The organism is Bradyrhizobium sp. LVM 105, assembly GCF_003957705.1.
Taxonomy (GTDB): domain Bacteria; phylum Pseudomonadota; class Alphaproteobacteria; order Rhizobiales; family Xanthobacteraceae; genus Bradyrhizobium; species Bradyrhizobium frederickii.
Map to the genome: position 1 here is coordinate 78,778 of NZ_QZMV01000003.1, position 25,345 is coordinate 104,122.

27 protein-coding genes, 1 tRNA gene and 1 pseudogene are annotated in these 25,345 nt (G+C 63.6%); 18 read left to right on the forward strand and 11 right to left on the reverse strand.

The features are described 5' to 3' along the window. Positions 1-12 precede the first annotated feature (12 nt). A complete protein-coding gene (locus D6B98_RS09945) occupies positions 13-2,310 on the reverse strand; it encodes a bifunctional diguanylate cyclase/phosphodiesterase (protein WP_245481316.1) in 2,298 nt (765 codons plus the stop codon). 9 nt (positions 2,311-2,319) lie between these two features. On the opposite strand from D6B98_RS09945, the gene D6B98_RS40815 reads away from it, so the two are divergent. Beyond that, on the forward strand, positions 2,320-2,568 hold the full coding sequence (locus D6B98_RS40815; RefSeq protein WP_245481318.1) for a hypothetical protein: 249 nt from the start codon (positions 2,320-2,322) through the stop codon (positions 2,566-2,568). A 131-nt stretch (positions 2,569-2,699) separates the two neighbouring features. Here the strand turns inward: D6B98_RS40815 and D6B98_RS09950 are convergent, their stop codons facing one another. From D6B98_RS09950 to D6B98_RS09960, 3 genes are all read right to left on the reverse strand, one after another. Beyond that, positions 2,700-3,293: a cytochrome b/b6 domain-containing protein gene (locus tag D6B98_RS09950; protein WP_164718503.1), complete on the reverse strand. Its 594-nt coding sequence runs from the start codon at positions 3,291-3,293 to the stop codon at positions 2,700-2,702. A 110-nt stretch (positions 3,294-3,403) separates the two neighbouring features. Then, a complete protein-coding gene (locus tag D6B98_RS09955; RefSeq protein ID WP_164718504.1) occupies positions 3,404-3,682 on the reverse strand; it encodes a PepSY domain-containing protein in 279 nt (92 codons plus the stop codon). A 227-nt stretch (positions 3,683-3,909) separates the two neighbouring features. Then, positions 3,910-4,260, reverse strand: a complete 351-nt coding sequence (locus D6B98_RS09960) for a hypothetical protein (protein ID WP_126256846.1) — start codon at positions 4,258-4,260, stop codon at positions 3,910-3,912. A gap of 92 nt (positions 4,261-4,352) precedes the next feature. Here D6B98_RS09960 and D6B98_RS09965 point away from each other — a divergent pair, with 92 nt between their 5' ends. Continuing rightward, positions 4,353-4,886 carry a TetR/AcrR family transcriptional regulator gene (locus D6B98_RS09965; protein ID WP_502699881.1) on the forward strand — a complete coding sequence of 178 codons (534 nt, stop codon included), beginning with the start codon at positions 4,353-4,355 and terminating at the stop codon, positions 4,884-4,886. A gap of 59 nt (positions 4,887-4,945) precedes the next feature. Next, complete coding sequence (locus D6B98_RS09970) at positions 4,946-5,143, forward strand: Trm112 family protein (protein ID WP_126256848.1); 198 nt, start codon at positions 4,946-4,948, stop codon at positions 5,141-5,143. Between the two features lie 68 nt (positions 5,144-5,211). Here the strand turns inward: D6B98_RS09970 and D6B98_RS09975 are convergent, their stop codons facing one another. Continuing rightward, entirely contained in the window at positions 5,212-6,432 is a 1,221-nt protein-coding gene (locus tag D6B98_RS09975) for a ubiquinone biosynthesis hydroxylase (RefSeq protein ID WP_126256849.1), read from the reverse strand. 154 nt (positions 6,433-6,586) lie between these two features. On the opposite strand from D6B98_RS09975, the gene tesB reads away from it, so the two are divergent. Continuing rightward, the gene (tesB, locus tag D6B98_RS09980) at positions 6,587-7,450 is read left to right on the forward strand and encodes an acyl-CoA thioesterase II (RefSeq protein ID WP_126256850.1); all 864 of its coding nucleotides are present in this window, start codon (positions 6,587-6,589) and stop codon (positions 7,448-7,450) included. 44 nt (positions 7,451-7,494) lie between these two features. Here tesB and D6B98_RS09985 read toward each other — a convergent pair whose 3' ends face one another. Next, positions 7,495-8,379, reverse strand: coding sequence for a DUF4339 domain-containing protein (locus D6B98_RS09985; RefSeq protein WP_126256851.1), 885 nt, complete (start codon positions 8,377-8,379; stop codon positions 7,495-7,497). A 236-nt stretch (positions 8,380-8,615) separates the two neighbouring features. On the opposite strand from D6B98_RS09985, the gene D6B98_RS09990 reads away from it, so the two are divergent. From D6B98_RS09990 to D6B98_RS10005, 4 genes are all read left to right on the forward strand, one after another. After that, a complete protein-coding gene (locus tag D6B98_RS09990; protein ID WP_027535359.1) occupies positions 8,616-8,954 on the forward strand; it encodes a P-II family nitrogen regulator in 339 nt (112 codons plus the stop codon). A gap of 78 nt (positions 8,955-9,032) precedes the next feature. After that, positions 9,033-10,334 carry an ammonium transporter gene (locus D6B98_RS09995; RefSeq protein WP_126256852.1) on the forward strand — a complete coding sequence of 434 codons (1,302 nt, stop codon included), beginning with the start codon at positions 9,033-9,035 and terminating at the stop codon, positions 10,332-10,334. A gap of 309 nt (positions 10,335-10,643) precedes the next feature. Continuing rightward, positions 10,644-10,982: a P-II family nitrogen regulator gene (locus D6B98_RS10000; RefSeq protein ID WP_008142813.1), complete on the forward strand. Its 339-nt coding sequence runs from the start codon at positions 10,644-10,646 to the stop codon at positions 10,980-10,982. 37 nt (positions 10,983-11,019) lie between these two features. Next, entirely contained in the window at positions 11,020-12,468 is a 1,449-nt protein-coding gene (locus D6B98_RS10005; RefSeq protein WP_126256853.1) for an ammonium transporter, read from the forward strand. Between the two features lie 185 nt (positions 12,469-12,653). Here the strand turns inward: D6B98_RS10005 and D6B98_RS39775 are convergent, their stop codons facing one another. Further along, positions 12,654-12,812, reverse strand: a complete 159-nt coding sequence (locus tag D6B98_RS39775; RefSeq protein ID WP_164718505.1) for a hypothetical protein — start codon at positions 12,810-12,812, stop codon at positions 12,654-12,656. A gap of 385 nt (positions 12,813-13,197) precedes the next feature. Here D6B98_RS39775 and D6B98_RS10015 point away from each other — a divergent pair, with 385 nt between their 5' ends. The 3 genes and pseudogenes from D6B98_RS10015 (at position 13,198) to D6B98_RS41690 (ending at position 14,916) form a co-directional block, all read left to right on the forward strand. Continuing rightward, on the forward strand, positions 13,198-13,698 hold the full coding sequence (locus D6B98_RS10015) for a hypothetical protein (protein WP_126256854.1): 501 nt from the start codon (positions 13,198-13,200) through the stop codon (positions 13,696-13,698). A 155-nt stretch (positions 13,699-13,853) separates the two neighbouring features. Continuing rightward, a tRNA-Ser gene (locus tag D6B98_RS10020) sits at positions 13,854-13,928 on the forward strand. 110 nt (positions 13,929-14,038) lie between these two features. After that, positions 14,039-14,916: pseudogene (locus D6B98_RS41690) on the forward strand (IS1 family transposase). On the opposite strand, the gene D6B98_RS10030 reads toward D6B98_RS41690, so the two are convergent. Then, the gene (locus D6B98_RS10030) at positions 14,903-15,130 is read right to left on the reverse strand and encodes a hypothetical protein (RefSeq protein WP_126256855.1); all 228 of its coding nucleotides are present in this window, start codon (positions 15,128-15,130) and stop codon (positions 14,903-14,905) included. The pseudogene D6B98_RS41690 and the gene D6B98_RS10030 sit on opposite strands and share 14 nt — an antisense overlap. Before the next feature lie 24 nt (positions 15,131-15,154). Between D6B98_RS10030 and D6B98_RS10035 the strand changes: the two genes are divergently transcribed. From D6B98_RS10035 to xth, 5 genes are all read left to right on the forward strand, one after another. Beyond that, positions 15,155-15,880, forward strand: a complete 726-nt coding sequence (locus D6B98_RS10035; protein ID WP_126256856.1) for a hypothetical protein — start codon at positions 15,155-15,157, stop codon at positions 15,878-15,880. Between the two features lie 209 nt (positions 15,881-16,089). Further along, a complete protein-coding gene (locus tag D6B98_RS10040) occupies positions 16,090-17,304 on the forward strand; it encodes an aminotransferase class I/II-fold pyridoxal phosphate-dependent enzyme (RefSeq protein WP_126256857.1) in 1,215 nt (404 codons plus the stop codon). 8 nt (positions 17,305-17,312) lie between these two features. Further along, positions 17,313-19,787, forward strand: coding sequence for a DNA translocase FtsK (locus D6B98_RS10045; protein ID WP_126256858.1), 2,475 nt, complete (start codon positions 17,313-17,315; stop codon positions 19,785-19,787). 151 nt (positions 19,788-19,938) lie between these two features. Further along, positions 19,939-20,697, forward strand: a complete 759-nt coding sequence (locus D6B98_RS10050) for an outer membrane lipoprotein carrier protein LolA (RefSeq protein ID WP_126256859.1) — start codon at positions 19,939-19,941, stop codon at positions 20,695-20,697. Between the two features lie 161 nt (positions 20,698-20,858). Further along, entirely contained in the window at positions 20,859-21,674 is an 816-nt protein-coding gene (xth, locus tag D6B98_RS10055; protein WP_126256860.1) for an exodeoxyribonuclease III, read from the forward strand. 51 nt (positions 21,675-21,725) lie between these two features. Here the strand turns inward: xth and D6B98_RS10060 are convergent, their stop codons facing one another. Both D6B98_RS10060 and D6B98_RS10065 read right to left on the reverse strand, forming a co-directional pair. Beyond that, entirely contained in the window at positions 21,726-22,169 is a 444-nt protein-coding gene (locus D6B98_RS10060; protein WP_028133428.1) for a cyclic nucleotide-binding domain-containing protein, read from the reverse strand. A 58-nt stretch (positions 22,170-22,227) separates the two neighbouring features. Then, positions 22,228-22,914: a response regulator transcription factor gene (locus tag D6B98_RS10065; RefSeq protein WP_007598630.1), complete on the reverse strand. Its 687-nt coding sequence runs from the start codon at positions 22,912-22,914 to the stop codon at positions 22,228-22,230. A 236-nt stretch (positions 22,915-23,150) separates the two neighbouring features. Between D6B98_RS10065 and D6B98_RS10070 the strand changes: the two genes are divergently transcribed. Both D6B98_RS10070 and D6B98_RS10075 read left to right on the forward strand, forming a co-directional pair. Continuing rightward, on the forward strand, positions 23,151-23,687 hold the full coding sequence (locus D6B98_RS10070) for a L,D-transpeptidase family protein (protein ID WP_235885141.1): 537 nt from the start codon (positions 23,151-23,153) through the stop codon (positions 23,685-23,687). A 6-nt stretch (positions 23,688-23,693) separates the two neighbouring features. Then, the gene (locus D6B98_RS10075; RefSeq protein WP_126256862.1) at positions 23,694-24,479 is read left to right on the forward strand and encodes a 2-keto-4-pentenoate hydratase; all 786 of its coding nucleotides are present in this window, start codon (positions 23,694-23,696) and stop codon (positions 24,477-24,479) included. Between the two features lie 139 nt (positions 24,480-24,618). On the opposite strand, the gene D6B98_RS10085 is transcribed toward D6B98_RS10075, so the two are convergent. Beyond that, on the reverse strand, positions 24,619-25,308 hold the full coding sequence (locus tag D6B98_RS10085; RefSeq protein ID WP_126256864.1) for a YggS family pyridoxal phosphate-dependent enzyme: 690 nt from the start codon (positions 25,306-25,308) through the stop codon (positions 24,619-24,621). Between the last annotated feature and the right edge of the window lie 37 nt (positions 25,309-25,345).

The following is a 25,345-nucleotide window of genomic DNA, read 5'->3' on the forward strand; positions in this document are numbered from 1 at the left end:
CCCCATAGCGCTTCAGGCTGCGTAGATTGCCGCTTCGGCCTTGCGCTGCGCCAGTGGCGCGATCCTGGAGGCCTGCAGGGGCCGGCTGAAATAATAGCCCTGCGCCTCGACACAGCCCTCCTCGCGCAGGATGGCCAGCTGCTCCGCGGTTTCGACGCCTTCGGCCGTGGATGTCTTGCCGAGGCTCGTGGCGAATCGCACCACTGCGCGAGCGATCCGACGAGACTCTTCCGTCGCACTGGCCAGCTCGCTGACGAAGCTGCGGTCGATCTTCACCTTGTCGAACGGAAACTTCTGCAGGAAGCTCAGCGACGAATAGCCCGTGCCGAAATCGTCGAGGGCAATGCGCACGCCGAGCTCGCGCAATTGGCCGAGCGCGGCGAAGACAGCCCCGCTGTCGTGCATGATGACGGTTTCGGTGACCTCGAGCTCAAGCCTGTGTGAGGCAATTCCCGAATTTGCCAATGCGCCGACGATCGAGGAGACGAGCTCCTTGCCTCTGAATTGCGCGGGCGACAGGTTAATCGCGATCTTCAGATCGGAAGGCCACTTGGCTGCTTCGGCGCAGGCGGTCCTCAAGACCCATTCGCCCATGGGCAGGATCAGGCCGGTTTCCTCCGCGAGCGGAATGAACTCGCCCGGCAAGACCAGACCACGCTCGGGGTGATGCCACCGCAACAACGCCTCATAGCCGCAGATTCGTCCGGTCTCCACACTCACGAACGGCTGGTAATGGAGCTCGAATTCGCCCCGCGCCAGCGCCTTCCGCAGATCCTTTTCCAGGTTGCGCCGGACGTGCATGAGCTGATCGAGCTCGGGCTCGAAGAAGCGGAATGCGCCGCGTCCGCCGCCCTTCGCCGCGTAGAGGGCAAGATCTGCGCTCTTGAGGATCGTGTCTGAATCGGCCCCGTCCCGGGGTGCAATGGCAATCCCGATGCTGGTGCCCACGATGACCTGGTGATCGCCGAGATCAAACGGCTCGCAGAGCGCAGCCTTGATCGTCTCGGCCAAAGCCACCGCGTCCATCGCCGGGCTTGTCACGTAGTCGACGACGGCGAATTCGTCGCCGCCCAGTCGAGCAATGAACGTCGTCTCCCTGCCACAATCCTGCAAGCGGGCCGCGACTGAACGTAGCAGCGAGTCGCCTGTTGGGTGTCCGAGCGTGTCGTTGATCTCCTTGAATCGATCGAGGTCAAGCATCAGAACCGCCAAATGGAGATTCCCGTCACGGGTGTCGGCCAGAGCATGCTCCAAACGCGCTCTGAGCAGGACGCGGTTCGGCAGCTCAGTCAGGGCGTCGTGTTGCGCCATGTAGGTGATCTTCGCTTCGGACCGACGCTGCTCCGTGACGTCGAGGTGCGTGGCCACCCAGCCGCCGCCGGCCATCGGCTGTCGCGTCACACAGATCAGCCGGCCGTCGGCGAACGCATCGATCCGGCTCGAAACCGCATGGACCGGCAATGCATCGAGTTTGGCGATCTGGCGTTCGGCGGCAGAATCGCTGGCGTCGCCTTCGAGTATGCCGTTCATGATGCGATGTCGGATGATGTCGCGGTGCGCAGTTCCGGCGCGCAACAATTCCGGCGGCAGCCGGTATAATCTGGCGTAGCGCTCGTTGCATATGACGAGGCGCTTCTCGGCATCGAACATGCAAAGGCCCTCGACCATGTGGTTGATGGCCGTGTCCAGCCTCAGCTTCTGCTGGCTTAGATCGTTCTGCGAGCCTTCGAGCTGCTGACGGGCGACCGAAAGCTGGCTGATGATCTCCTCGAACCTGGCGGTTCTGCTTGCCAGGCGACGATCGGCCAGCACGCCGATCAGGCTCATCCCCAGCACGGACAGCGCGACACCGGCGATCGCAAGCGCGAGAACGGCCGGAGACAGCGACAGGGCGCTCGTCGCGCGCGTTGGATCCGGCGTGATATGCACCGCACCCATCGCCGTGAAGTGATGCGATATGATGGCAAGCGTCAGCAGGACTGCCGCCGCGAGCGTTCCCTGGTAGTTCCGATACTTGATCGCGACAGCCAAAGCGGCGTAGCCGAAGCACACGCCGAGAACGATCGAGACGAGCACGAGATCCAGCGACCACGCGACGCGGCCCGGGACTTCAAGCGCCCACATTCCGAGATAGTGCATGCTTGCAATGCCGCCGCCGATGATGATGCCGCCTGTCCCCGGGCGCCACCGGCTGGAATCGCCGGCCGCAATGCCGAAGCCCATTGACGTCAGAAACATCGCGGTGGCCAGCGAAAGCGACGTCAGCACGATGCCGTAGCCGGTCGCAACGCCCGGCTCGTAGGCGAGCATGGCGACGAAATGCGTTGCCCAGATGCCGTAGCCGATGGCGGCGCCGGCAATCGCGATCCAGATCAGGCGCGTTCTTGCGCGCGCCGCGATCGCACGACGGAAGATACTGACCGCGACGATGCTGGCGACGAAGCAGACCAGGCCGGCGAGCACGACGAGCCGAAGATCATGCTCGACGGTAAGGCAAGACAAGACGCGAAACATCCGGGCCGCTCCATCGGCAACATTGTCGATTTAGAAACGGGCCAATCGCGTTAATTTTGTGCCGTGACTGATTGGATGCTTATCGACGCATTAAGCTCATCCGCGCAATTTGAACTTTTCGCCGACCGTTGGTCGCGCGACGACTCCGCGCCGGAAGCGCCACAGGCGCGACCGGCAGCGAATGTCTAAGGGCGATTGCGAATGTGCTTGCGGCCGGTGAGCATTGCGCGGGTCAGATTCTCGCGCTGGAGAATCCCCATCAGCAGCACGCCGACCACATGCAGCACGACCAGGACGATGACCGCGTCCGACGAATAATGGTGGGTGTCCTCGACCCACCACACGCCGAAGAACGTGACGGTGACCGACATCGCGCCCGTGATCGCCGAGACCGCGAGCGAGACCAGCGGCGCCACCAGCATCACCGTGCCGGCGGGATTGAGTCCGATATAGCGGCCGGTGATGCCGCGGCGCAGATTCCAGAGATAGCTTGGCGCGGCCCGGAGCCTGGCCCTGATCATGCGGAAGCGCGAATAGCGGCTTCCCCAAAAGCCCCAGACGAGCCGGAAGGCGAGGAGTCCGAGCACCGCATAGCCGACGATGCGGTGAGTTCGGTCATAGATGGTGGGCGTGAACCACGCGGCCAGAACGCAGGCCGCGAGGCTCCAGTGCCAGAGGCGCAGCGGGAGGTCCCAGACTGCGACCGTCCGCGAGGCGGTTCGATCTGCGGGGGTCCTGTCGGACGCCCTGCGCGCTTCTGGGATCGCTTCTTCAATCAAGCGAAGACCATCCTCGAGCCCTGCCTTGCGCAGATCAATCCGCGCAGCCTCCTTCACGGCCTGCTTGTCGATTGAGTCGGCAGTTTACCTCGCAATTTACTTGGCGCAATTTACTTGGCGATCGTGTGCTTCAGGCTGAGGTCTTCGGGGCTGTAGAACAGCTCGTAAAGCTTGCCTTCCTTGACGCCGTAGACCTCGTAGCACGAGCCTTCGATCTTCGAGCGCCGCACCTCGTAACCCAGGGCCTTGGCCTTGGCTTCGGCTTCGCTGGCCGGCTTCCACGACGCCTTGTCGAGCTTGGTGCAGTCCTTGAAACCGTCGGCCATGGCGGCCGACCCCATGCCCATCCCGATCGTCAGTGCAATGGCAGCAACACGAATGACCTTCACGAACATCTCCTCTTCTGTCGTGCGCGCTACGCGAGCCGCGAAGCGGTTCCGAAGGAAGCAAAGGGGGAGGTGAAGTCAATCCGGTATGGGCCTCGATCACGTTAGATAAGTTCTAATGATTCGTGTTAGACGAGTTCTAGCGTGCGTGACAACGCGAATGCTGTCGGGGCGCAGCGCGGATTCGAGCCGCCGCTGCGGCCCTACGCCTCACGGCCCGAGTGCGGCCGCTAATAGCCGGCCACGGCGAGCGCGACGACGGCGCCCATGCCGACCCAGCCGTAGTGCCGACCGCGCGTCGCGAAGGCGTTGGCCAAGGCCGCAAAGCCGAACACGACCGCGAAGGTGGCGACGATCCAGTGCCGGGCGGGGTTCGAGTCCATCCAGGGCGCGGCGAGCAGCAGCACGCCGCCGCCGATCCATGCCACCGTGCTGGTCTGCCACACTAGCCGGATCAGCGTGCGCAATCGCGCCGGCTCGATGCTGGCGCGCGCGAACACCTTGGTCTCGCCGAGCATGCCGTGGATCAGCGCGATCGCGATCGCCGCGAGGCCGGAACATTGCAGGAGCAGGTCGCGCATGGGAATATCTCCATACAGTGATGTATGGTTATGCGCTTGCTTGCTTCGGACTGTCAATACATTAGTGTATGGTCAAGGCTTGGAAACCCGACATGACCACCGAACAGCTCTCCGCCGACGACTGGATCAAGCAAGGCCTCAAGGCGCTCGCCAGAAGCGGCTTCACCGCGCTCAAGGCCGACCCGCTGGCCAAGGCCATGGGGGTGTCGCGCGGCAGCTTCTATTGGCATTTCGCCGATCTCGGCGCGTTCCAGGCCGCCGTTTTGAAGCGCTGGCGCGAGATCGCGGCCGAGCAGATCATCGCCGACGTCGAGGCCGGCGGCGACGAGCCGCTGAGGGCGCTGCTGCGCAGGTCGTTCGGCACGCGGCTCGATCTCGAACGCGCGGTGCGCAACTGGGCGGCCTTCGACGCGGCGGCGCAAGGAGCCGTGCGCGCAATCGACCGCCGCAGGCTGGATTATATCGAGCAGCTGCTGGCCAGGCGCGGGCTCGAGGCGGCGACGGCGCAGGCCCGCGCACAGATCCTCTACTGGACGTTTCTCGGCTTTGCCCTGTCGGGCGCGCCGGTGCCGGCGGCACGGCTCCAGGCCCTGCTCGACGAGGTCTTCACGATGGTCTCGGCTTGAGCCCGCGATGGGCGGGCGCGAATTTCTGTGCTAGAGGCAGCCGATCGCCGGAGACCCCCATGAACGCGTCCACCGAACGTGCCGAAGCCAGCGTCGATCCCAAATTGCTGGAGATTCTCGTCTGCCCGCTGACCAAGGGCCCGCTGGAATTCGATGCTGCAAAGCAGGAGCTGATCTCGCGCAGCGCCAAGCTCGCCTATCCGATCCGCGACGGCATCCCGATCATGCTGCCGGAAGAGGCGCGGAAGATCGATTGAGAGAGGGCGAGTGGGGAATGGCGAATAGCGAATGGACCACTCGCTACTCGCTACTCCCTATTCACCCCTTACAACGCCTCGCCCTTCAGCAATCTTGGCACCTCGCCGGTCAGCCCGGCGGCCTGACGGATGAACAGGTTCTTCAGCGGCGGGGCGCGGTCGACCAGGCCGAGGCCGATGTCGCGGACGGTGCGCAGCAGCGTCGACTGGTTCGAGAACAGGAAGTTGAGCGAGTTGGTGGCAACGCCCATCGCCATGGTGTCGAAGCGGCGCCAACGCTGGTAGCGCTCGAGCACGTCGGCCCCGCCGATATCCATGCCGAGCCGCGCGGCATCGACGACGACCTCGGCCAGCGCCGCGACATCCTTCAGCCCCATGTTGAGGCCCTGGCCCGCGATGGGATGGATGACATGGGCGGCGTCGCCGACCAGCGCGAGGCGGGTGGCGATGAAGGAGCGCGCGACGAAATAGGACAGTGGGAACGCGCGCGGCTTGTCGAGCGCCTTCACCTCGCCGAGATGCAGGCCGAACCGCTGTTCGAGCTCGGCGTGAAATTCCTCGTCGCTGAGCGCGACGATACGCGCGGCCTCGGCCCGGCGCTCGGTCCACACCAGCGAGGAGCGCTTGCCCGAAAGCGGCAGGATCGCGAACGGACCTGCCGGCAGGAAGTGCTCCTCGGCGCGGCCCTCGTGATCGCGCTCGTGGCCGACGGTGACGACGATGCCGGCCTGGTCATACTCCCAGCCATGGGTCGGAATGCCGGCGCGCTCGCGCAGTTTTGACCGCGCGCCGTCGGCGGCGACCAGCAGGCTGGCGGCGATCACACTGCCGTCGCCCAGCGTCACGTCGATACCCTCGTCACGCGCCTCATAGGACGCCACAATGGTGGCACGCAGGTCGATGCCCTCGGCCTCCGCACGCGCCGTCAGCGCATCGATCAGGCGGCGGTTCTCGACCATATGCGCGAACGGCTCGCCCGGCGCGACGTCGCCGGCGAAGTTGAGGAACACCGGACGGGTGGCGTCCTCCAGCTTGGAATCGGTGACGACCATGTCGAGGATCGGCTGCGCCTCGCTCCTGACGTCGTCCCAGGCGCCGATCGCCTCGAACAGGCGGCGGCAGGCGGCCACGATCGCGGTGGCGCGGGGGTCGCGGCTCGGCCGCGTGCCGAGCGCGGGATCGGCGACGATGACGGGAATCTCGGGCCCAAGCCCCTGGCGCAGCGCCAGGGCCAGCGCGAGGCCGGCAAACGCGCCGCCACCAATGACAATGCTACCCTGTACCGACATACCCAAATTCCTGGTCAATTCTCGGTCTTGCTAGCAGACTTGAGCTGGGCGAAACAGTGCGGTGAAACGAGGGCGGCGAGCCCTTCGTTCCGTCATTCCGGGTTCTTCGCTGTCGCGATGCCCGGAAATGACGAGACATTTGAGAGTTCATTCCATGTCCAAAAGCCTGATCGACCTCATTTCGATCCTCGACCTCGAACAGCTCGAGGTGAACCTGTTCCGCGGCAACAGCCCGAAGACGAGCTGGCAGCGCGTGTTCGGCGGTCAGGTGATCGGGCAGGCGATGGTGGCGGCCTGCCGCACCGTCGAGGGACGCCTGCCGCATTCGCTGCATTGCTATTTCATCCTGCCGGGCGATCCGCAGATTCCGATCATCTACCAGGTCGAACGCCTGCGCGACGGCAAGAGCTACTCGACCCGCCGCGTCACCGCGATCCAGCACGGCAATGCGATCTTCTCGATCATGGTCTCGTTCCATGCCGAGGAGGAAAGCGCCTTCGATCATCAGGACAAGATGCCCGACGTGCCGCCGCCGGAGAAGCTCACGGCGGAGGAGGTGGCGAAGCAGCCGATGTTCAAGGAGATGCCGGAGTTCATCCGCCGCTACTATGAATCGGATCGGCCGATCGAGCTGCGTCCGGTCGAGCTTGGCCGTTATTTCGGCCAGAAGATCGACGACGGCCGCATCCATGTCTGGATCAAGACTGCGGCGAAGCTGCCTGACGATCCGGCGCTGCACATGTGCGCGCTCGCTTACGCCTCGGACTTCTCGCTGCTGGACGCAATCATGGCGCGCTATGGCCGCACGCTGTTCGACAAGCGCATGATGCCGGCGAGCCTCGACCACGCCATGTGGTTTCACCGCCCGTTCCGCGCCGACGAATGGCTGCTCTACGCCCAGGATTCGCCGAGCGCACGCGGCGGCCGCGGCTTGACCCGCGGCTCCATCTTCAAGCCCGACGGCACATTGGTCGCCTCGGTCGCGCAGGAAGGCTCCGTGCGCGAGCGCAAGGGATGATCAGCTCGAACGCGAGGTCTCTCTCGCGTTCGAGGCATTCCGGATCATGCACCAAGAGAGCCGCGCGGCGCGAGCACGGTCTGCGAGGCAAACCAGTTCATGATCCAGCGATACACCCACGGAATCGGGATGATCAGGGTGCACAGGATCGCAGCGACGATCCCGCGCCAGAGGATGTCGAGACCGCTGCCCTTGAACACGATCTCGCGCCGCGTGCCTTCGATGCTGCGGCAGAACCAGCGCATCTGCGCTGCAGCGACCCAGGCCCAGCCGATGATGGTGATGATGGAAATCGCGAACAGCAGATTCCAGCCGATATAGGCCCAGACCGAGCCGGTGAAGCTCAAGCCCAGGGGCTGCCCGTTGGAGGCGAGGTTCGCGACCATCCATTTGATCAGCAGCCAGTAGAGCACGATCTGCGCGACGAACAGCAGGTTGCTCAAGATCTCGCTGCCGATGAAGCCGAGGGCGATCGCCAGAGCGATGAAGCCGAAGAACCAGGGCACCAGCGTCATCGCGTTGCCGGTGAAGCTGAGATTGGGTCGTCCCGGGACTTTGAAGCAGGGCACGATCCAGTTCGTGTACCAGACGAACAGCCACGGCACCGGGATGATGAAGCACGAGCCGATCACCAGCACGAGCGTGCGCCAGGTGAACTCGAGGATGCCGAAATCGACGGCCAGCGAGCCTCCGCCACCGGCATAGCCACCGGAGCCCGTCATCGGCGGGCCGCCCGCCGGCATCATCGGCGGCGCGCCGCCGCCCCCGACCAGGCCGGGAATTTCAGCGGCCTTCTGCCAGCCGGCCATGCCCTCGGTCCACACCAGCGTGTCCGGGCGCACGACCCCCTGGGCGACCAGATCGCGGAATTGCCCTTCCGGAAAGGGCCCCTGCTGCTTGCCCTCGGATGCGTAGAACCAACTCGCCATGAAGCGTCCCCTCAAAATACTTATGTCCCGCCTGGCCGGCCCGGGTTCACCGCATCCATGCCAAAAATGCATTGTGAAGGATGAACGGTTGCCCTGTACAGAGGCGGCCGTTCACATGGCCAAACGTTTTTCCGCTTCAGTCTGCAAGTTTTTTGTGCCATTTGCCCGGAAAGATGCCAGATTGACGCAGCGCCCGGCACATGCGGCGCAGCGCATCCCGGGGAATAGGCCTGACCATGAAACTCGTCGTCGCGATCATCAAACCCTTCAAGCTCGATGAGGTCCGCCAGGCCCTGACGGCGATCGGCGTCCACGGCATGACGGTGACCGAGGTCAAGGGCTATGGCCGCCAGAAGGGCCACACCGAGATTTATCGCGGCGCCGAATATGTCGTGAACTTCCTGCCCAAGCTGCGCATCGAGATCGCGGTCGCCTCCGACATCGCCGACAAGGCCGTGGGCGTGATCACCGCCTCCGCGCGCACCGGGCAGATCGGCGACGGCAAGATCTTCGTGACGCCGATCGACCACGCGCTGCGCATCCGCACCGGCGAAACCGACAGCGACGCGCTCTGACCAAATAACGTCTTCGTCGATCGCACCGGGCAACGAGGCCATAGGGTGCGACGTCATTTCTATGCCGGGGGAAACGAGATGGCCGGATTGTTGCGCCGCGCGGCGTGTATCGCTGCGCCGATCGGGTTTGTGTCGGTCACGACATCATCGGCGCAAGCCGCGGCAAGTGAGATCAACGCCGCCGACACCGCCTGGATGATCGTCGCCACCGCGCTGGTGCTGATGATGACAATCCCGGGCCTCGCGCTGTTCTATTCCGGCATGGTGCGCAAGAAGAACGTGCTCGCCACCATGGCGCAGAGCCTCGCCGCGGTCGCGCTGATCTCCATTCTCTGGGTCGCGTTCGGCTATTCGCTGTGCTTCGTCGGCGATGGGCCGTGGATCGGCACGCTCGACCGCTGGTTTCTCGCCGGCATGACCCTGGACAGCGTCAATCCGGCAGCGAAGACCATCCCGGAAGCGCTGTTCATGCTGTACCAGATGACGTTTGCCATCATCACGGTGGCGCTGGTCGCGGGCTCGGTCGCCGACCGGATGCGGTTCTCCGCCTATCTCCTGTTCTCCGTCGCCTGGTTCATCTTCGTCTACATTCCGCTGGCGCATTGGGTGTGGGGCGGCGGCTTCCTCAACAGCATGGGCGTGCTCGACTTCGCCGGCGGTCTCGTGGTGCACCTGTCGGCCGGCACCGGCGGCCTCGTTGCAGCGAAGGTAATGGGGCGTCGCCACGGCTACGGCAGCGAAAATCTCTCGCCGTTCGATCTTTCGCTTGCGGTGATGGGCACCGGTCTGTTGTGGGTCGGCTGGTTCGGCTTCAACGGCGGCTCGGCCGGCGGAGCCAATTCGCGCGCGGTGATGGCGATTATCGCAACGCACCTCGCCGCCTGCGCCGGCGCGTTGACCTGGGGCGCGATCGAATGGTCGACGCGGCGCAAGCCCTCCGTGCTCGGCATGATCTCCGGCGCGGTGGCGGGGCTTGGCACCATCACGCCGGCCTCCGGATTCGTGGCGCCCTGGCACGGCATCGTCATCGGCATCATTGCCGGTGCGATTTGCTATTGGGCCTGCACCTGGCTGAAGCACCGCTTCGACTACGACGATTCCCTCGACGTGTTCGGCGTCCACGGCATCGGCGGCCTGACCGGGACCCTGCTCGCCGGCGTGTTCGCCACCAGCGCCATCGGCGGCACCGCCGGCCTGTTCGAGGGCCATCCGCAGCAATTACTGATCCAGTTCTACGGGGTCGCCGTCACCTTCGTCTGGTCGGCAGGCGTGAGCTTCATCCTGCTCAAGCTGGTCGGCCTGTTCGTGCCCTTGCGCGTATCCCGTGAGCAGGAACTCGAGGGGCTGGATATTTCGCAGCACGGTGAAGCCCTGCAATGAGCGCCGACGCTACTTAATTACCATTTCGCTGCCCGACACATGAGCAACATTGTGTCGGCAGCCTGTCGTGCTTGCATTTTGAGCAGACGTGACCACGTTTTGGGCGCGACGGAATAGCGCACCGCACCGCGATACCCGTCAAACGCGAAAACCCCCGTCTTCATAGTCCGTTAGGCAACACGCCTGATCTGGCACGGCATTTGATTCTAAGGGTCCTGGCTGTGCCCGCGTAGTGAACTTCTCCCTCGTGGCGAACCAGTCGAGAACGCCCGGCCATGTCCGGACCGGGCCCAAGCGGGGATAGGACCCATGAAAATTGTTATGGCGATCATTAAGCCATTCAAGCTGGAAGAAGTCCGTGACGCCCTGACCGCCATCGGCGTTCATGGTCTCACGGTGACGGAAGTCAAGGGATATGGCCGCCAGAAGGGCCATACGGAAATCTATCGCGGCGCCGAATATGCCGTGAGCTTCCTGCCCAAGATCAAGATCGAGGTCGCTGTCGCTTCCGACCAGGTCGACAAGACCATCGACGCCATCACGTCCGCCGCGAAAACCGGACAGATCGGCGACGGCAAGATCTTCGTCATCAACCTCGACCACGCGGTGCGCATCCGCACCGGCGAGGCCGATGCCGCGGCCCTCTGATTTCGCGCTCAACCTTATCCAAGCAGGAGTGAATATTATGACGTTCAAGCGTCCCTATGGCGCGGGATTGGCGGCTCTCGCAGTCGGCCTGTTCGCTGCGACCGCAGCCTACGCCGAGCCAACGGTCAACAAGGGAGACAACGCCTGGATGCTGACATCGACAGTGCTGGTGCTGTTGATGACGATCCCCGGCCTCGCCCTGTTCTACGGCGGTCTCGTCCGCTCCAAGAACATGCTCTCCGTCCTGATGCAGGTGTTCTACACCGTCTGCATCGTCACCGTGATCTGGGCCGTGTACGGCTACAGCCTCGCCTTCACCGGCGGCTCCGACTTCATCGGCGGCTTCTCCAAGGCCTTCATGATGGGCGTCACCACCGACTCGAAGGCCGCGACCTTCTCGGTCGATGCCAACATCTCGGAGCTCATCTACATGTGCTTCCAGATGACCTTCGCGGCGATCACGCCCGCCCTCATCGTCGGCGCCTTCGCCGAGCGCATGAAGTTCTCGGCGATCGCCCTCTTCATCCCGCTCTGGGTCACGCTGATCTACTTCCCGATCGCGCACATGGTCTGGTACTGGCCCGGCCCGGACATGATCCAGGACGCTGCCAAGGCGCTCGCCGCGGCCACTGACGCGGCGGCAAAGACCGCGGCGCAGGCCAAGCTCGACGAGATCAACGCCGACGCCGGCTGGATCTTCAAGATGGGTGCGATCGACTTCGCCGGCGGCACCGTGGTGCACATCAACGCCGGCATCGCAGGCCTCGTCGGTGCTCTCCTGATCGGCAAGCGTGTCGGTTACGGCAAGGAGCTAATGGCCCCGCACTCGCTGACGATGTCGATGATCGGCGCCTCGCTGCTCTGGGTCGGCTGGTTCGGCTTCAACGCCGGCTCCAACCTCGAAGCCAGCGGCGGCGCTGCGCTTGCCATGACCAACTCCTTCGTCGCCACCGCGGCCGCCGCGCTGTCGTGGATGTTCGCGGAGTGGATCATCAAGGGTCATCCGTCGGTGCTCGGCGTCATCTCCGGCGCCGTCGCGGGCCTCGTGGCCGTCACCCCTGCCGCCGGCTTCTCCGGTGTCATGGGCGCGATCGTCCTCGGCCTGGTCGTCGGCGTGGTCTGCATGTTCTTCTGCACCGTCGTGAAGAACGCGCTGGGCTATGACGACAGCCTCGACGTGTTCGGCGTGCACTGCATCGGCGGCATCGTCGGCGCCCTCGGCACCGGCATTCTCGTCAACCCCGCCCTCGGCGGTGCCGGCATCATCGACTACACCGCGATCCCGCCGAAGGTCGCCGATTACGACTTCGCCGTGCAGATGCTGGCCCAGATCAAGGCCGTCGTCACCACGCTGGTGTGGTCGGGCGTCGGCTCGGCGATCCTCTACAAGGTCGTCGACGTGATCGTCGGTCTGCGCACCAATGTCGAAAGCGAGCGTGAAGGTCTCGACATCACCGAGCACACCGAGCGCGCCTACAACATGTGACTCCTCCCGGGCGCGGTCTCCTTCGGGGATCGCGCCCAGAACTACGGTTCGGGCACATACCCGGCAATGCCCTGACCGTCGAGGGGCTCCAGCGCAAGCTGGAGCCCCTTTCTTTTTGGCTGGTTCCCCTTGCAAGAGGGGGGTGCCTTAGTTTGAAATCTGAGGCACCTTGACGATTGACCAGCTTAGAGGTCGTCTGAGTAATCTTGGGCGGCCTTCTTGTTTGCGAAGGGGCCAGCCACAACCTTGAAGTTGTCGTTGAGAAGATACCAGCCCTGCTCGTTGACGCCGACTGATTCAAGTAGGTCCCAGCCAATATACGCTGGATCGAAATTATCACTCATTTTGTTGTACTCTTAGTTGGAAATAGCCCCACGCATAGGAACGTTTGAAGATGCCAAGAGGTCCAAGGGGCGAGAAACGTCACACCGACACTGTACAGAGCGCCATGCTGATCGGCAGGATCGCGACCGGTGGTCGAGAACACGCCCAGCAAGGCGCCGAATCGGGCGAAGGGCGGCCGAGCGGGCGGCAGGGCAAGGGCCGCCGCTCTTGCTCCGGATGAGCGCGTTCGGATCGCTCAGAGAGCAGCGGCGGCAAAAGCCAAACGCGAGGGGTAGCAGATTCGGCTCCCTCACTTTTTTGGTGTGAATCTGGGTCTCTGAGCCAGAATCCCTTGAAGCGACTCAGAACCTCTGATACTGGAGTTCCAGTAACAGAGGATTAACCATGTCCGACTCTGACATGCTCAAGGCCGCAGAGGCTGAAGTTGCAAGGCTCGAAAAGGAACTGGAGGCGACCCCCGCCTACCAGAAACTTCAGCTCGCCAAAAAGGTGGTCAATTTGTATCGAGCCACTCCTGACGCGCGGTATGTCGGCGAACATGCCGCCAATTTCGGCCGGCCCAAACCCAGCCCTTCGGCTGAGGTCAAAATTAATAACCCCGTACCGCCAAAACGGCTTTGGCTGGCAAGCACCAAAACTCAGCGCATTGAATCGGCTGCGATCAAATACCTTGCAGCCAAGGCCGCAAGGGCTCCAGCCAGCGAATTGCTAAATGCGATTACGGCGGCCGGCATTGAAATCACCGGAGCCGAACCAGCTAAAGCGCTGTCAGCCTATCTATCCAACTCAAAGGCTCTGAATAACGTTCGCGAATATGGAGGTTATGGTCTGGCCGAATGGGGCATCAGCAAAGGGCCTGACCTCCTAACGAAATCCGGGGCCTAAGCCCCGGATAACGCAGTCCGATCGAACCAAGTGTGGCACCCGTTGAAGGCGGGTCGAAAGGTAGGTGGTACATGACAACATGAAGCTATCGGTACCGGAGGCAATGATCGCGTTGCGAGCGTGATCGTTGCCTTGCGGCCGGCTTGAGGTTCACCCCCGGCGTAGCTCAGTGGACAGAGCACCCGTCTGCTAAACGGGAGTTCACGGTCCGAACCCCGTCGCCGGGGCCACCTCAATATAGCACACATCATTGATTCAGCAACATTTTCCTAGGCTGGCATTGCTCGCCCAGGCTCTGAATCTATTTCAAACTGAGGTTTTCACTTGTCAAAGTCTCAGAATGGAGAAGCGCGCCCAGATCCTCCAGATGCTCTGCAAGGGTTCTTCCATGCGCTCCATCTCTCGGGTGGCTGACGTTTCCTTGAACACGGTCACCAAGCTCTTGATCGATGCCGGTCGTGCCTGCTCTGCCTTCCACGGCGCAACCGTTCGCAACGTGAAGGCCCAGCGCGTTCAGTGCGATGAAATTAGGAGTTTTGCCTATGCCAAGGCCGAGAACGTGCCGAGCGCGAAGGCGGCCCCCATCGGCTCTGGCGATGTCTGGACTTGGACCGCTATCGACGCTGATGCCAAACTGATTATCTCTTGGCTGATTGGCGACCGTGACGCGAGCGCCGCCAGCGACTTCATTGCCGATCCTAAGCCCCGCCTCACCAACCGCGCGTCCAACTCACCACTGGCGGCCACAAGGCCTATCTGAACGCCGTGAGCGAGGCATTTGGAGCCGATGGCGTTGACTACGGCATGTTGGCGACACTGTACGGCAGCGATCCGCAGGCTCAGAAGCGCTACAGCCTGGCGAAGCTAATCGGCGTCGATAAGGACTTGATCCTTGGTTCGCCCGACGTGGCCCACATCTCCACGTCCTACGTGGAGCGCCAGAACCTCACCATGCGCATGTCAATGCGCAGCTTTACCCGGCTCACAAATGCGTTCTCAAAGAAGTTGGAGAACCACTATCACGCGCTCTCGCTCTACTTCGTTTGGTACAACTTCGCGAAGATGCACAAGACGCTCCGTATGACCCCAGCAATGGCCGCCGCCATTGCAAAATCGTCCATGAATATGAGCGATGTGGTAGCATTGATTGACGCTCGCGAATCGGCCCCAGCGAAGCGCGGCCCTATAAGAAACGCGTGGTGGCCTAAGCCATGTTGAACATATCGCGAAGCCGTAATGCCGCTTCCTCAGAAAAGACCTGCGCGATTATTTCTACGCCGCCGAATTCTTCTGAGCCATGCTGTTCGAATAAAAAGTATCCGCTGGGGTCCGGCACCTCTACCCCAGCCATTGCCATCTTCCGGTTAGTCAGGGGCGCAACGCAAAGTGTGCGGTCGTTATCGAGACTCACACTGAAATAGAAGTTCGCCATGACATTCACCTAGGAGCTTGATTAATGCCCGTTCAGAAGACCCACCGAGTGGTTAACGAACCGAAAATTTCGGCGCGCTACCTTGCAGATTTTATGGCGGCCTCAGAGCGCACGCGCCGCACGATCTTGAGAGGTTGCAAATATCAGCCGATTGCCCGCCTCGTTCAGCACGATGAGGCGAAATCGACGATATCCAAGTTCCTCCGCGACGGAGAGGGCAGCACCGCAACACTTACCGAGAAAGCGAACGGCCTGCGAAACCGTATGGCAGATAGCGATTTTGATCGAGACCTGCTCGACCATAATGCTGACTATATTGACCGTTTTGCGGAGGTCTTCCCGGATTTGGACCTGCCGAGCGTCGAGTTTCATCCGCCAGGTAAGGCTAATCCTATTGAACTCAACGGCGTCAAGGTCACCACCGAAATACAATTCCGGCTCCGTCGCCTGACTAAGACCAACAAGATCAGGGTCGGAGGCGCGGCCTTCCGCTACGCCAAGGGCAAGTCTCTTTCGCCCGAAGTCGCGAACTGGCAATCGGCCTTTATGCTGGGTTACCTGCATCAGACGGTAACCGAGCCTGAGGCCGAACCCGAGGGCCAACTTTGCTTGACCATTGATGCCTCGGGTGGAGTCTGCCATCGCGCTCCAACCGATGCTGTGAGTCGCTTCAACAACATGGATGCCGCCTGTGCCACCATTGCGGAGTGGTGGCCCAATATCGCGCCTCCCGACACGGCGGTCTTCTGACCGCCGAAATTTCAAATTGAGGCACGACCCAGGAGGGGGGGAACCGCCCCGCATCCCGTTGTGATCCAGCCTCAATATTCCTGCTCTGGACGGAGGCGGCGGCCGATGGTTAATCGCGTCTTAACCTCGCCCTATCTATGGTGAACTGAACCGCTTCCCGCCGGCGCCGTGGTGCGCGACCGGCCGTTCCAAGAGTACTGGCGCCCAGAATGGTCATGACCGCTTCATCCCGCGCGCCGCAGGCCGGTGGAAGCTCCAGCAACGAACGCTCGCCCTTCGTCCGGCTGAACGAGCTGCTGGCGCCGCATCAGCCCGGCAAGCCCTTGATTTCGCTCGCGGTCGGCGAACCACAGCATCCCGTGCCTGATTTCGTCGGACCGGTGCTGGCCAAGCACATCGCCGATTTCGGCCGTTACCCGATGAACCAGGGCACCGACCCGTTCCGCCAGGCAGCAAGCGCCTGGCTGTCGTCGCGCTTCGAGCTGCCGCGGCCGCTCGACCCCAAAAGCGAGATTCTCGTCCTCAATGGCAGCCGCGAGGGGCTGTTCCTTGCCGCCCTTGCGGCAAAGCGCTACGTCGGCCCGCGTCCGGGCACGCCCGCCATCCTGATGCCGAACCCGTTCTATCCGGTCTATGGCGCCGGCGCCCTGGCTGCAGCCTGCGAGCCGGTCTATCTGCCGACCACGATCGAAAACGGCTTCCTGCCCGATCTCGACGCCATCGACGAGGCGACGCTGGCGCGCACCGTGGCGTTCTATCTGGCCTCGCCGGCCAACCCGCAGGGCTCGGTCGCCTCGCGCGACTACTTCACGCACCTGAAGCGCCTCGCCGATCGCTACGGCTTCATGATCCTCAGCGACGAATGCTATTCGGAGATCTACACCCGCGAAGCACCGGGCAGCGCGCTCGAATGTGCCGGCCCCGATTTCACCCGTGTGGCCGCGTTCCAGTCGTTGTCGAAGCGCTCGAACCTGCCGGGCCTGCGCGTCGGCTTCGCCGCCGGCGACAAGACATTCATCGGCATGTTCCTGGAGCTGCGCAACATCGCCGCGCCGCAGGTGCCGGTGCCGCTCCAGCATGTCGCGACGTTTGCTTACGGCGACGAAGCGCATGTCGAGGAGAACCGCAGGCTCTACCGGATCAAGTTCGATCTCGCCGACCAGATCATCGGCAACCGTTACGGCTATCGTCGCCCCGATGCCGGCTTCTGCGTCTGGCTCAATACGTCCGCGATCGGCGACGACGTGTCCGTGACGCTCAAGCTGTTCAGGGAAGCCGGCGTCCGCGTGGTGCCCGGCAGCTTCCTGGCGCGGCAGCAGCCTGACGGATTCAATCCCGGCGCAGGCTACATTCGCCTCGCACTGGTGCAGGACAGCGAGACCACGGCGCAGGCGCTGCATCGCCTAGTCGAGACTCTGGGTTAGGCGGGCCCATGAGCATGTCGGCAATCGAACGCGTCATTCCACTAGTCGGCCATCTGCCGCCATCGATCCGCGAGGGTCTGGCGCGGCGCATGCGCGAGCTCACCGGTCTCGGCCTGATCGCGCTCGCGGGCCTTGCCTCGGCCGCGCTGATGACCTGGTCGGTTCAGGATCCCAGCCTCAGCCACGCCACCTCTCGGCCGATCCGCAACATCCTCGGCTATGCCGGCGCGATCGGCGCCGATCTCGCGATGCAGATCCTCGGGCTCGGCGCCATCATGCTGGTCCTGACCGTCGCGGTCTGGGGCTGGCGCATGATGACGCATCGCCCATTCGACCGCGAAGCGCTGCGGCTCGGCTCCTGGGTTCTCTGCGCGGTGCTCGCGGCGGGCTTCGTCAGCTGCTGGCCGCATGGCGGCGCATGGCCGCTGCCAACCGGCCTCGGCGGCGTGGTCGGCGACGCCCTGGTGCGCGCGCCCGCGGTGATTTTCGGACCCGCCGGCACGATCTACCGCATCGTGCTCGGCACGATCCTGTTCGCCGCAATGGCCGCGACCTTCCTGATCGCCTGCGGTCTTGGCGCCCGTGAGCAGGACGAGGAGCACACCGAGATCGAGGACGACGACAAGCCGCTCGACGAAGACGAGGAGGGCGATCGCGGCTCGGTGTCGCTGGGCTGGCTGTTCCATGCGCTGATGAGCACGAAGGCGCGGCTGATCTGGCTGTGTGGTGCCGCCTACCGTTCGCTGGTCTCGAGCGGACCGAAGACCAAGGCCGTGGCGTTCAACCGCCAGGAGCCGAATCTCGGCGGCGGCCGTGCTGCGCCCTCGATCTCGCCGCAGTCCGAAGACGAGGACTACGAGGATCAGCACGAAGACGAGGACGAAGAGGAAGAAGAGGAGCCCGTCGCGCGCGCCCCGCGCAAGAAGGCTGCGCCGAAGGCTCCCGCCAAGAAGTCCTCCGACAAGTTCGATCTTCCCTCCGTCTCCATGCTGGCCGCGCCGAAGGCCGGCGATCGCCAGCCGCTCAGCAAGGCCGAGCTGGAGACCAATTCGCGCTCGCTCGAAGGCGTGCTGCAGGATTTCGGCGTGCGCGGCGAGATCGTGAAAGCCAATCCGGGCCCGGTCGTCACGCTGTACGAGCTGGAGCCCGCGCCGGGCATCAAATCGTCCCGCGTGATCGGACTTGCCGACGACATCGCCCGCTCGATGAGCGCGCTGTCGGCGCGCGTCGCCGTCGTGCCGGGCCGCAACGCCATCGGCATCGAATTGCCGAACGCGCATCGCGAGAAGGTCTATTTGCGCGAACTGCTGGTCGCGAAGGAAGCGACCGAGACGGTGGCGAAGCTGCCGCTGTGCCTCGGCAAGACCATCGGCGGCGATCCCGTCATCATCGACCTCGCGCGCACGCCGCACATGCTGATCGCCGGCACCACCGGCTCGGGCAAATCGGTCGCCATCAACACCATGATCCTCAGCCTGGTCTACCGGCTGCGCCCGGACCAGTGCCGCCTGATCATGGTCGATCCGAAGATGCTCGAACTCTCCGTCTATGACGGCATTCCCCATCTGCTCACGCCCGTCGTGACCGACCCGAAGAAGGCGGTGGTCGCGCTGAAATGGGCCGTGCGCGAGATGGAAGAGCGCTACAAGAACATGGCCAAGCTCGGTGTGCGCAACATCGACGGCTACAACACGCGCCTGCTCGAGCTGAAGGCCAAGGGCGAGGAGCCGACGCGCACGGTGCATACCGGCTTCGACAAGGAGACCGGCAAGGCGATCTACGAGGAAGAGAAGCTCTCGCTCGACCCGCTGCCCTACATCGTCATCATCGTCGACGAAATGGCCGACCTGATGATGGTCGCCGGCAAGGACATCGAAGGCGCGGTGCAGCGCCTGGCGCAGATGGCGCGCGCCGCCGGCCTGCACGTGATCCTGGCGACGCAGCGTCCGTCGGTCGACGTCATCACCGGCACCATCAAGGCGAACTTCCCAACCCGCATCGCCTTCCAGGTGACGTCCAAGATCGACAGCCGCACGATCCTGGGCGAGATGGGTGCCGAGCAGCTGCTCGGCCAGGGCGACATGCTCTACATGGCCGGCGGCGGCCGCATCAGCCGCGTGCACGGACCCTTTGCGTCCGACGAAGAAGTCGAGAAGGTGGTCCGTCACCTCAAGACGCAGGGGCAACCGGAATATCTCGAGGCGGTGACCGCCGAAGAGCCGAGCGAGGACGAGGACGGCGGAGCCGTGTTCGACGCCAGCGGCATGGGTGCGGACGGCGGCGGCGATCTCTTCAAGCAGGCCGTTGCGATCGTCAAGCGCGACCGCAAGGCCTCGACCAGCTATATCCAGCGCCGCCTGCAAATCGGCTATAACCGCGCCGCATCGCTGATGGAGCGCATGGAACTGGAAGGCATCGTCGGACCTGCCAACCACGCCGGCAAGCGCGAGATTCTGGTCGAGGAAGAAGACAGCCATATGTGAGGCGGTCGCCTCAAAACATCATTTCACGCAAAATCGATATCTGCTTTTGCCCGAAATCACGCTAAAAAGGCGCCCAGCCATACAGGACGACGCGTTGGAAAGACATCCGGACATTCGATTCGCTGCCACCATCGCTGCGAGAAGCGCGCGCGTGGCTGGCGTGCTGCTCGTCACTGCCGCGATGGTGACCGCGACGTCGTTTGCGCAGACCGTGCCGGTGCCAAAGCCGGCGCCGAAGGGCCGCGATGGTGCTCAATCTGGAGGCGGTGGACCCGCTGTCACCGGCGCGACGCAGACGCCACCCACTCCGGTGATCCCGGATCCGCGCCGCAACGTGCCGAGCAGCATCTTCCAGACCTTCGATGCCAACCAGAAGGCGCAGGCAGCCAAGGTCAGCGCGTATCTGTCGTCGCTGCAGACGCTGGTCGGAAATTTCGTCCAGGTCGGCCCCGACGGCAGCAAGACGCAGGGCGATTTCTACATTCAGAAGCCGGGCAAGGTGCGTTTCGAATATGATGCGCCGAGCCCGATCGACATCGTCGCCGACGGATCGTCCCTGGTGGTGCGCGACCGCAAGCTTGCGACGCAGGATGTCTATCCGCTGTCGCAGACGCCGCTGCGCTTCCTTTTGTCCGACCGCATCGATCTGATGAAGGACACCAACGTCGTCAACGTCTCCGCCGACGACGTCTTCGTCAGCGTCACCATCGAGGAGAAGCAGGCGCTGGTCGGCACCAGCCGCTTGCTGCTGATGTTCGGCGCCAAGGACGGCCAGCTCAAGCAATGGACCGTCACCGACCCGCAGGGCTACGACACCACGATCGCGGTCTACAATCTGGATTCGAGCAAGAAGCTCGATCCCGGCATGTTCAAGATCGATTTCACCAATTACGGCCAGTCGCCGGGTTAAGCGCTCCGCTGCCGTAGGGTGGGCAAAGGCGCGTTTGCGCCGTGCCCACCATCTCTCACCTCATGGCAGGCACGTGGGCACGCTTCGCTTTGCCCACCCTACGAGAGCTCGTTGTGGACAAGCATTTTCTCCGCGCCGATCCATGCTAAGACGCATTTCCCATGCGTCTTTCCCTCACAACCTGGAACATCAATTCGGTGCGGCTGCGCATCGATCTGGTCGCGAAATTCCTCAAGAGCGCGCGGCCGGACGTGCTGTGCCTGCAGGAGACCAAGTGCATCGACGACGCCTTTCCGCTGAAGCGCTTCAAGCGCCTCGGCTATGAGCACATCGCGCTGAACGGGCAGAAGGGCTATCACGGCGTCGCCATCGTCTCCAAGATTCCGTTCGACTCGAAGGATATCCGCACCTTCTGCGACAAGGTGGATTCGCGCCACATCTCCGTCTCGTTCGGCGAGAAGGCTCAAATCGCAAGGCCGCTGGTGCTGCATAATTTCTACGTGCCCGCCGGCGGCGACATTCCCGATCCCGCGCTGAACGAGAAGTTCGACCACAAGCTCCGCTTCCTCGACGAGATGAAGGCGTGCGACCCGCTGCATCCGCGCGGGGAGGATCGCCACATCCTGGTCGGCGACCTCAACGTCGCCCCGCACGAGAACGACGTGTGGTCGCACAAGCAGCTGCTGAAGGTGGTCTCGCATACGCCGGTGGAAACCGAGAAGCTCAAGGCCGCGCTCGAAGCCGGCGAATGGGTCGACGTCGCGCGCGACCGCATTCCGATGTCCGAGAAGGTCTATACGTGGTGGAGCTACCGCTCGCCCGACTGGACCGTCGGTGACCGCGGCCGCAGGCTCGATCACATCTGGGTCTCGCGCGCGTTGAAGGACGCGGTCAGCGATTTCAAGATCCTGCGCGATGCGCGGAGCTGGGAGCGGCCATCGGACCACGTGCCCGTGACGGTGACGCTGGAGGTGTAGCGCCTGCCGTCATTCCGGGGCGCGGGTAGCGCGAACCCGGAATGACAGGGGCTACGACGTCAGCTTCGCGCCTGCCATCAATATGTCGCTGGCGATCTGGCTGGAGCGCACCGCGAATTCGTCGCGCAGACGCACGGCGGCGGCGGGGTCGCTTTCAAGCACGCGCTGAAACAGGCTGCGGGCGACGCGGATGACGGAGGAATGCTCCAGCGCGATCGCGCTCGACGGCCGCTTCATCGGCACCACCAGCGCGAGCTCGCCGATCAACGCGCCGGGACCGGCGATCATCTCGGCGCCGGCGCCGTCCTCGACCCGGAAGGCGCCGCGCTGCACCACGAAGCCGGCATCGGCATCATCGCCGAGATTGAACAAGGTATCGCCGCGGACGAAGTCGCGCTGCTCGGAGCCGATCGCCAGCATGCGCAACGAGGCGTCGCCCAACAGGCGCAGTGTCGGGACCCGCTCGAGAAGCGCAACGTCGTCGTCGATTGACATTCAGATCCGAGGCTCAAGGGCATGCGATCTAAAACGATTCGCCTGCCCTTCGAGCGTATCACGGCACCAGCTTGTAGCCACCGGCTTCCGTGACCAGGATTTCCGGGTTGGCGGCGTCCTTCTCGATCTTCTGGCGCAGGCGGTAGATGTGGGTTTCCAGCGTGTGGGTGGTGACGCCGGAATTATAGCCCCAGACCTCCTGGAGCAGGGTCTCGCGCGAGACCGGCATCTGGCCGGCCCGGTAGAGGAAGCGGAGGATGGCGGTTTCCTTCTCCGTCAGCCGCACCTTGCGCGCATTGGCTGCGGTGAGCATTTTCGAGCCGGGACGGAAGGAATAGGGGCCGACCGAGAACACCGCGTCCTCGCTGGCCTCGTGCTGGCGGAGCTGGGCGCGAATGCGGGCCAGCAGGACAGCGAAGCGGAAGGGCTTGGCCACATAATCGTTGGCGCCGGATTCCAGCCCCAAAATCGTGTCGGAATCGGTGTCGTGCCCGGTCAGCATGATGATCGGTGCCTTGAAGCCGCCCTTGCGCAGGGAGCGGACCACCTCACGGCCGTCGGTGTCGGGCAGGCCGACATCCATCAGAACGAGATCGGGGGCATTGGCCTTGGCGGCGCTCGCGCCCTTGGCGCCGGTATCGACGGCGGAGGCTTCGAATTCTTCGTGTAGCGATAATTGCTCCACCAACGTATCGCGCAGATCGGTATCGTCATCCACGATCAGGATCTTGCGGGCATTGGCCATAGGGGGTCATCCTTTTGGGGTCCGGCTCGGCGCGCATCCATGCCGCACCCAGCCGTGAGGGGAAGTTTAGGGGTCGCTGTTGTTATTGTTGTTCGTGTTGAAGTAGTGGGCTGGCACCGATTCACAAGCCAGAACCACTCTAACCCAGAATAGCAGGGCGTTTTGATGAATGTCCTGTAATGAATTCGACATTGCACGTTCACATGAAAAACAGAGCTGCTTCAGTCGGTTACACCATGAATCGAAGTGCCGGACCGCTCTCCGCGATCCGCGTTAAGCCTGCCGCCGGCAATCCCAGGCGAGGCTGGCTGACGGCGGGATCGCTGACCATTCCGGTCGCGCTGGGGCGGGGCGGCATCCTCGCCAACAAGCGCGAGGGCGACGGCGGCACCCCCAGGGGCAGCTTCCGCCCCCGGCGATTGTGGTGGCGGGGCGACCGGCACAGCCGCCCGCAAAGCTTCCTGCCGGCCCGGATCATCACTGGCGAGGACGCCTGGTGCGAGGATCCCCGAGACCGCCACTACAACCAGGGAATCCGGCTGAGCGAAGGGCAGGGCGGCGACCGGCTCAAGCGCACCGACCATCTCTATGACTTCATCATCGAGATCGACCACAACACGCGGCCACGGATCGCCGGCCGTGGCAGCGCGGTATTCCTGCACTTGGCCCGCGACAATTTCGGTCCGACCGCGGGCTGCGTCTCGATGACGAAATCGGCGATGCTGCAATTGCTGCGGCGCCTGGGCCCGCGAACGAAAATCATCATCGGGTGAGGATGCATGCTCGACAGGGATCAGATCGCGGCCGCTTCGCGCGTGCTCGTTCAACATTGGCGCGACGGCTCCAAGCTTGACGCGCTGGACGCGCGGTTGCGGCCACAGAGCCGCACCGAGGGCTACGCCATCCAGGCTGCGCTCGAGACCCACTCGCCTGGAAAGCTGTTCGGCTGGAAGATCGCAGCCACCAGCGTATCAGGACAGAAGCACATCAATGTCACGGGACCGCTGGCCGGCCGCATCATGAGCGACACGGTCATTGCCGACGGCGGGACTGCGTCGATGAAGGGCAACGAGATGCGCGTCGGCGAGCCTGAATTCGCCTTCCGAATGGGCCGCGATCTGCCACCGCGCGCAGCGTCGTACACGGCCTTCGAGGTGCTGGCCGCCGTCGACAGCTTCCATCCCGCGATCGAGATTCCGGACTCGCGCTTTGCCGATTTCGCCCGGGCCGGCGAGGCGCAGCTGATTGCCGACAATGCCTGCGCGCATCTGTTCGTGCTGGGCGCGGCGACCGCTGCAGATTGGCGCGCGATGGATCTCGTCGAGGAGCGGCCGCAGATCACGCTGCGCGGCGAGCGCTATGTCGGCCACGGCAAGAACGTGCTCGGCGACCCCCGCGCCGCGCTCGCCTGGCTTGCCAATGAGCTCTCCGGGCTCGGCATCACCTTGCGGGCAGGGCAGGTGGTGACCACCGGCACGTGCCATCCGCCGCTGCCGATTGCGGCCGGCGATCATCTTGCGGTGGACTTTGGGGTGTTGGGCAAAGTGTCGGTGGGGTTTGCGTAGGCAGCTCCGCCGTCATTGCGAGGAGCCCTTGCGACGAAGCAATCCAGACTACCTCCGTGGAAAAATCCTGGATTGCTTCGCTACGCTCGCAATGACGAACTCAAGAGCTCGGTTGTGGCACGGCCCTCGCTTACGACAATCACCTATGCCCGAAGATCGCGCTGCCCACACGCACATGGGTGGCACCCAGCATGATCGCGGTGGCGAAATCCGCGCTCATGCCCATTGAGAGATTCGTCAATCCGTTACGCGCGGCGATCTTGGCGGTCAGCGCGAAATGCGCCGCCGGCGGTTCGTCGACCGGCGGGATGCACATCAACCCGGAGATCGTCAGCCCATAGGTGTCGCGGCAGCTGGCGAGGAAGGCGTCGGCTTCGCCCGGCGCCACACCGGCCTTCTGCGGCTCTTCGCCGGTGTTGATCTGGACGAAGAGCTGCGGGTGCTTGTTCTGGGATTCGATTTCCTTGGCTAACGCTTGGCAAATGCTCGGACGGTCCACCGAGTGGATGGCATCGAACAACGCGACCGCCTCTTTCGCCTTGTTGGATTGCAGCGGTCCGATCAGATGCAGCGCGATGCCCGGGTAAACAGACGTTAACGCGGGCCACTTGCCTTTGGCCTCCTGCACCCGATTCTCGCCGAATACGCGCTGTCCGGCCTCGATGATCGGGGTAATGGCATCCGCGGCGAAAGTCTTGGACACGGCGATCAGCGTCACGGATGCGCGGTCGCGCCGCGCATCCTTGCAGGCGCGGGCGATTTCGGCTTCGACCGCGGCGAGCGCGTTTGGTGAATGGCCGGTTACCGGCGCGGCGTTGGCTTCTGTCATGACGTCGATTGGCTGTAGTCCTAACCGAGGTAAGTCT

What these genes read in the sequence shown, in the direction of transcription:
- D6B98_RS09945 (WP_245481316.1), bottom strand. Translation starts at nt 2,310, where the DNA reads ATGCTCGCCTACGAGCCGGGCGTTGCGACCGGCTACGGCATCGTGCTG.
- D6B98_RS40815 (WP_245481318.1), top strand. Translation starts at nt 2,320, where the DNA reads ATGCGTTGCCCAGATGCCGTAGCCGATGGCGGCGCCGGCAATCGCGAT.
- D6B98_RS09960 (WP_126256846.1), bottom strand. Translation starts at nt 4,260, where the DNA reads ATGCGCGACCTGCTCCTGCAATGTTCCGGCCTCGCGGCGATCGCGATC.
- D6B98_RS09965 (WP_502699881.1), top strand. Translation starts at nt 4,353, where the DNA reads ATGACCACCGAACAGCTCTCCGCCGACGACTGGATCAAGCAAGGCCTC.
- D6B98_RS09970 (WP_126256848.1), top strand. Translation starts at nt 4,946, where the DNA reads ATGAACGCGTCCACCGAACGTGCCGAAGCCAGCGTCGATCCCAAATTG.
- D6B98_RS09975 (WP_126256849.1), bottom strand. Translation starts at nt 6,432, where the DNA reads ATGTCGGTACAGGGTAGCATTGTCATTGGTGGCGGCGCGTTTGCCGGC.
- tesB (WP_126256850.1), top strand. Translation starts at nt 6,587, where the DNA reads ATGTCCAAAAGCCTGATCGACCTCATTTCGATCCTCGACCTCGAACAG.
- D6B98_RS09985 (WP_126256851.1), bottom strand. Translation starts at nt 8,379, where the DNA reads ATGGCGAGTTGGTTCTACGCATCCGAGGGCAAGCAGCAGGGGCCCTTT.
- D6B98_RS09990 (WP_027535359.1), top strand. Translation starts at nt 8,616, where the DNA reads ATGAAACTCGTCGTCGCGATCATCAAACCCTTCAAGCTCGATGAGGTC.
- D6B98_RS09995 (WP_126256852.1), top strand. Translation starts at nt 9,033, where the DNA reads ATGGCCGGATTGTTGCGCCGCGCGGCGTGTATCGCTGCGCCGATCGGG.
- D6B98_RS10000 (WP_008142813.1), top strand. Translation starts at nt 10,644, where the DNA reads ATGAAAATTGTTATGGCGATCATTAAGCCATTCAAGCTGGAAGAAGTC.
- D6B98_RS10005 (WP_126256853.1), top strand. Translation starts at nt 11,020, where the DNA reads ATGACGTTCAAGCGTCCCTATGGCGCGGGATTGGCGGCTCTCGCAGTC.
- D6B98_RS39775 (WP_164718505.1), bottom strand. Translation starts at nt 12,812, where the DNA reads ATGAGTGATAATTTCGATCCAGCGTATATTGGCTGGGACCTACTTGAA.
- D6B98_RS10015 (WP_126256854.1), top strand. Translation starts at nt 13,198, where the DNA reads ATGTCCGACTCTGACATGCTCAAGGCCGCAGAGGCTGAAGTTGCAAGG.
- D6B98_RS10030 (WP_126256855.1), bottom strand. Translation starts at nt 15,130, where the DNA reads ATGGCGAACTTCTATTTCAGTGTGAGTCTCGATAACGACCGCACACTT.
- D6B98_RS10035 (WP_126256856.1), top strand. Translation starts at nt 15,155, where the DNA reads ATGCCCGTTCAGAAGACCCACCGAGTGGTTAACGAACCGAAAATTTCG.
- D6B98_RS10040 (WP_126256857.1), top strand. Translation starts at nt 16,090, where the DNA reads ATGGTCATGACCGCTTCATCCCGCGCGCCGCAGGCCGGTGGAAGCTCC.
- D6B98_RS10045 (WP_126256858.1), top strand. Translation starts at nt 17,313, where the DNA reads ATGAGCATGTCGGCAATCGAACGCGTCATTCCACTAGTCGGCCATCTG.
- xth (WP_126256860.1), top strand. Translation starts at nt 20,859, where the DNA reads ATGCGTCTTTCCCTCACAACCTGGAACATCAATTCGGTGCGGCTGCGC.
- D6B98_RS10060 (WP_028133428.1), bottom strand. Translation starts at nt 22,169, where the DNA reads ATGTCAATCGACGACGACGTTGCGCTTCTCGAGCGGGTCCCGACACTG.
- D6B98_RS10065 (WP_007598630.1), bottom strand. Translation starts at nt 22,914, where the DNA reads ATGGCCAATGCCCGCAAGATCCTGATCGTGGATGACGATACCGATCTG.
- D6B98_RS10070 (WP_235885141.1), top strand. Translation starts at nt 23,151, where the DNA reads ATGAATCGAAGTGCCGGACCGCTCTCCGCGATCCGCGTTAAGCCTGCC.
- D6B98_RS10075 (WP_126256862.1), top strand. Translation starts at nt 23,694, where the DNA reads ATGCTCGACAGGGATCAGATCGCGGCCGCTTCGCGCGTGCTCGTTCAA.
- D6B98_RS10085 (WP_126256864.1), bottom strand. Translation starts at nt 25,308, where the DNA reads ATGACAGAAGCCAACGCCGCGCCGGTAACCGGCCATTCACCAAACGCG.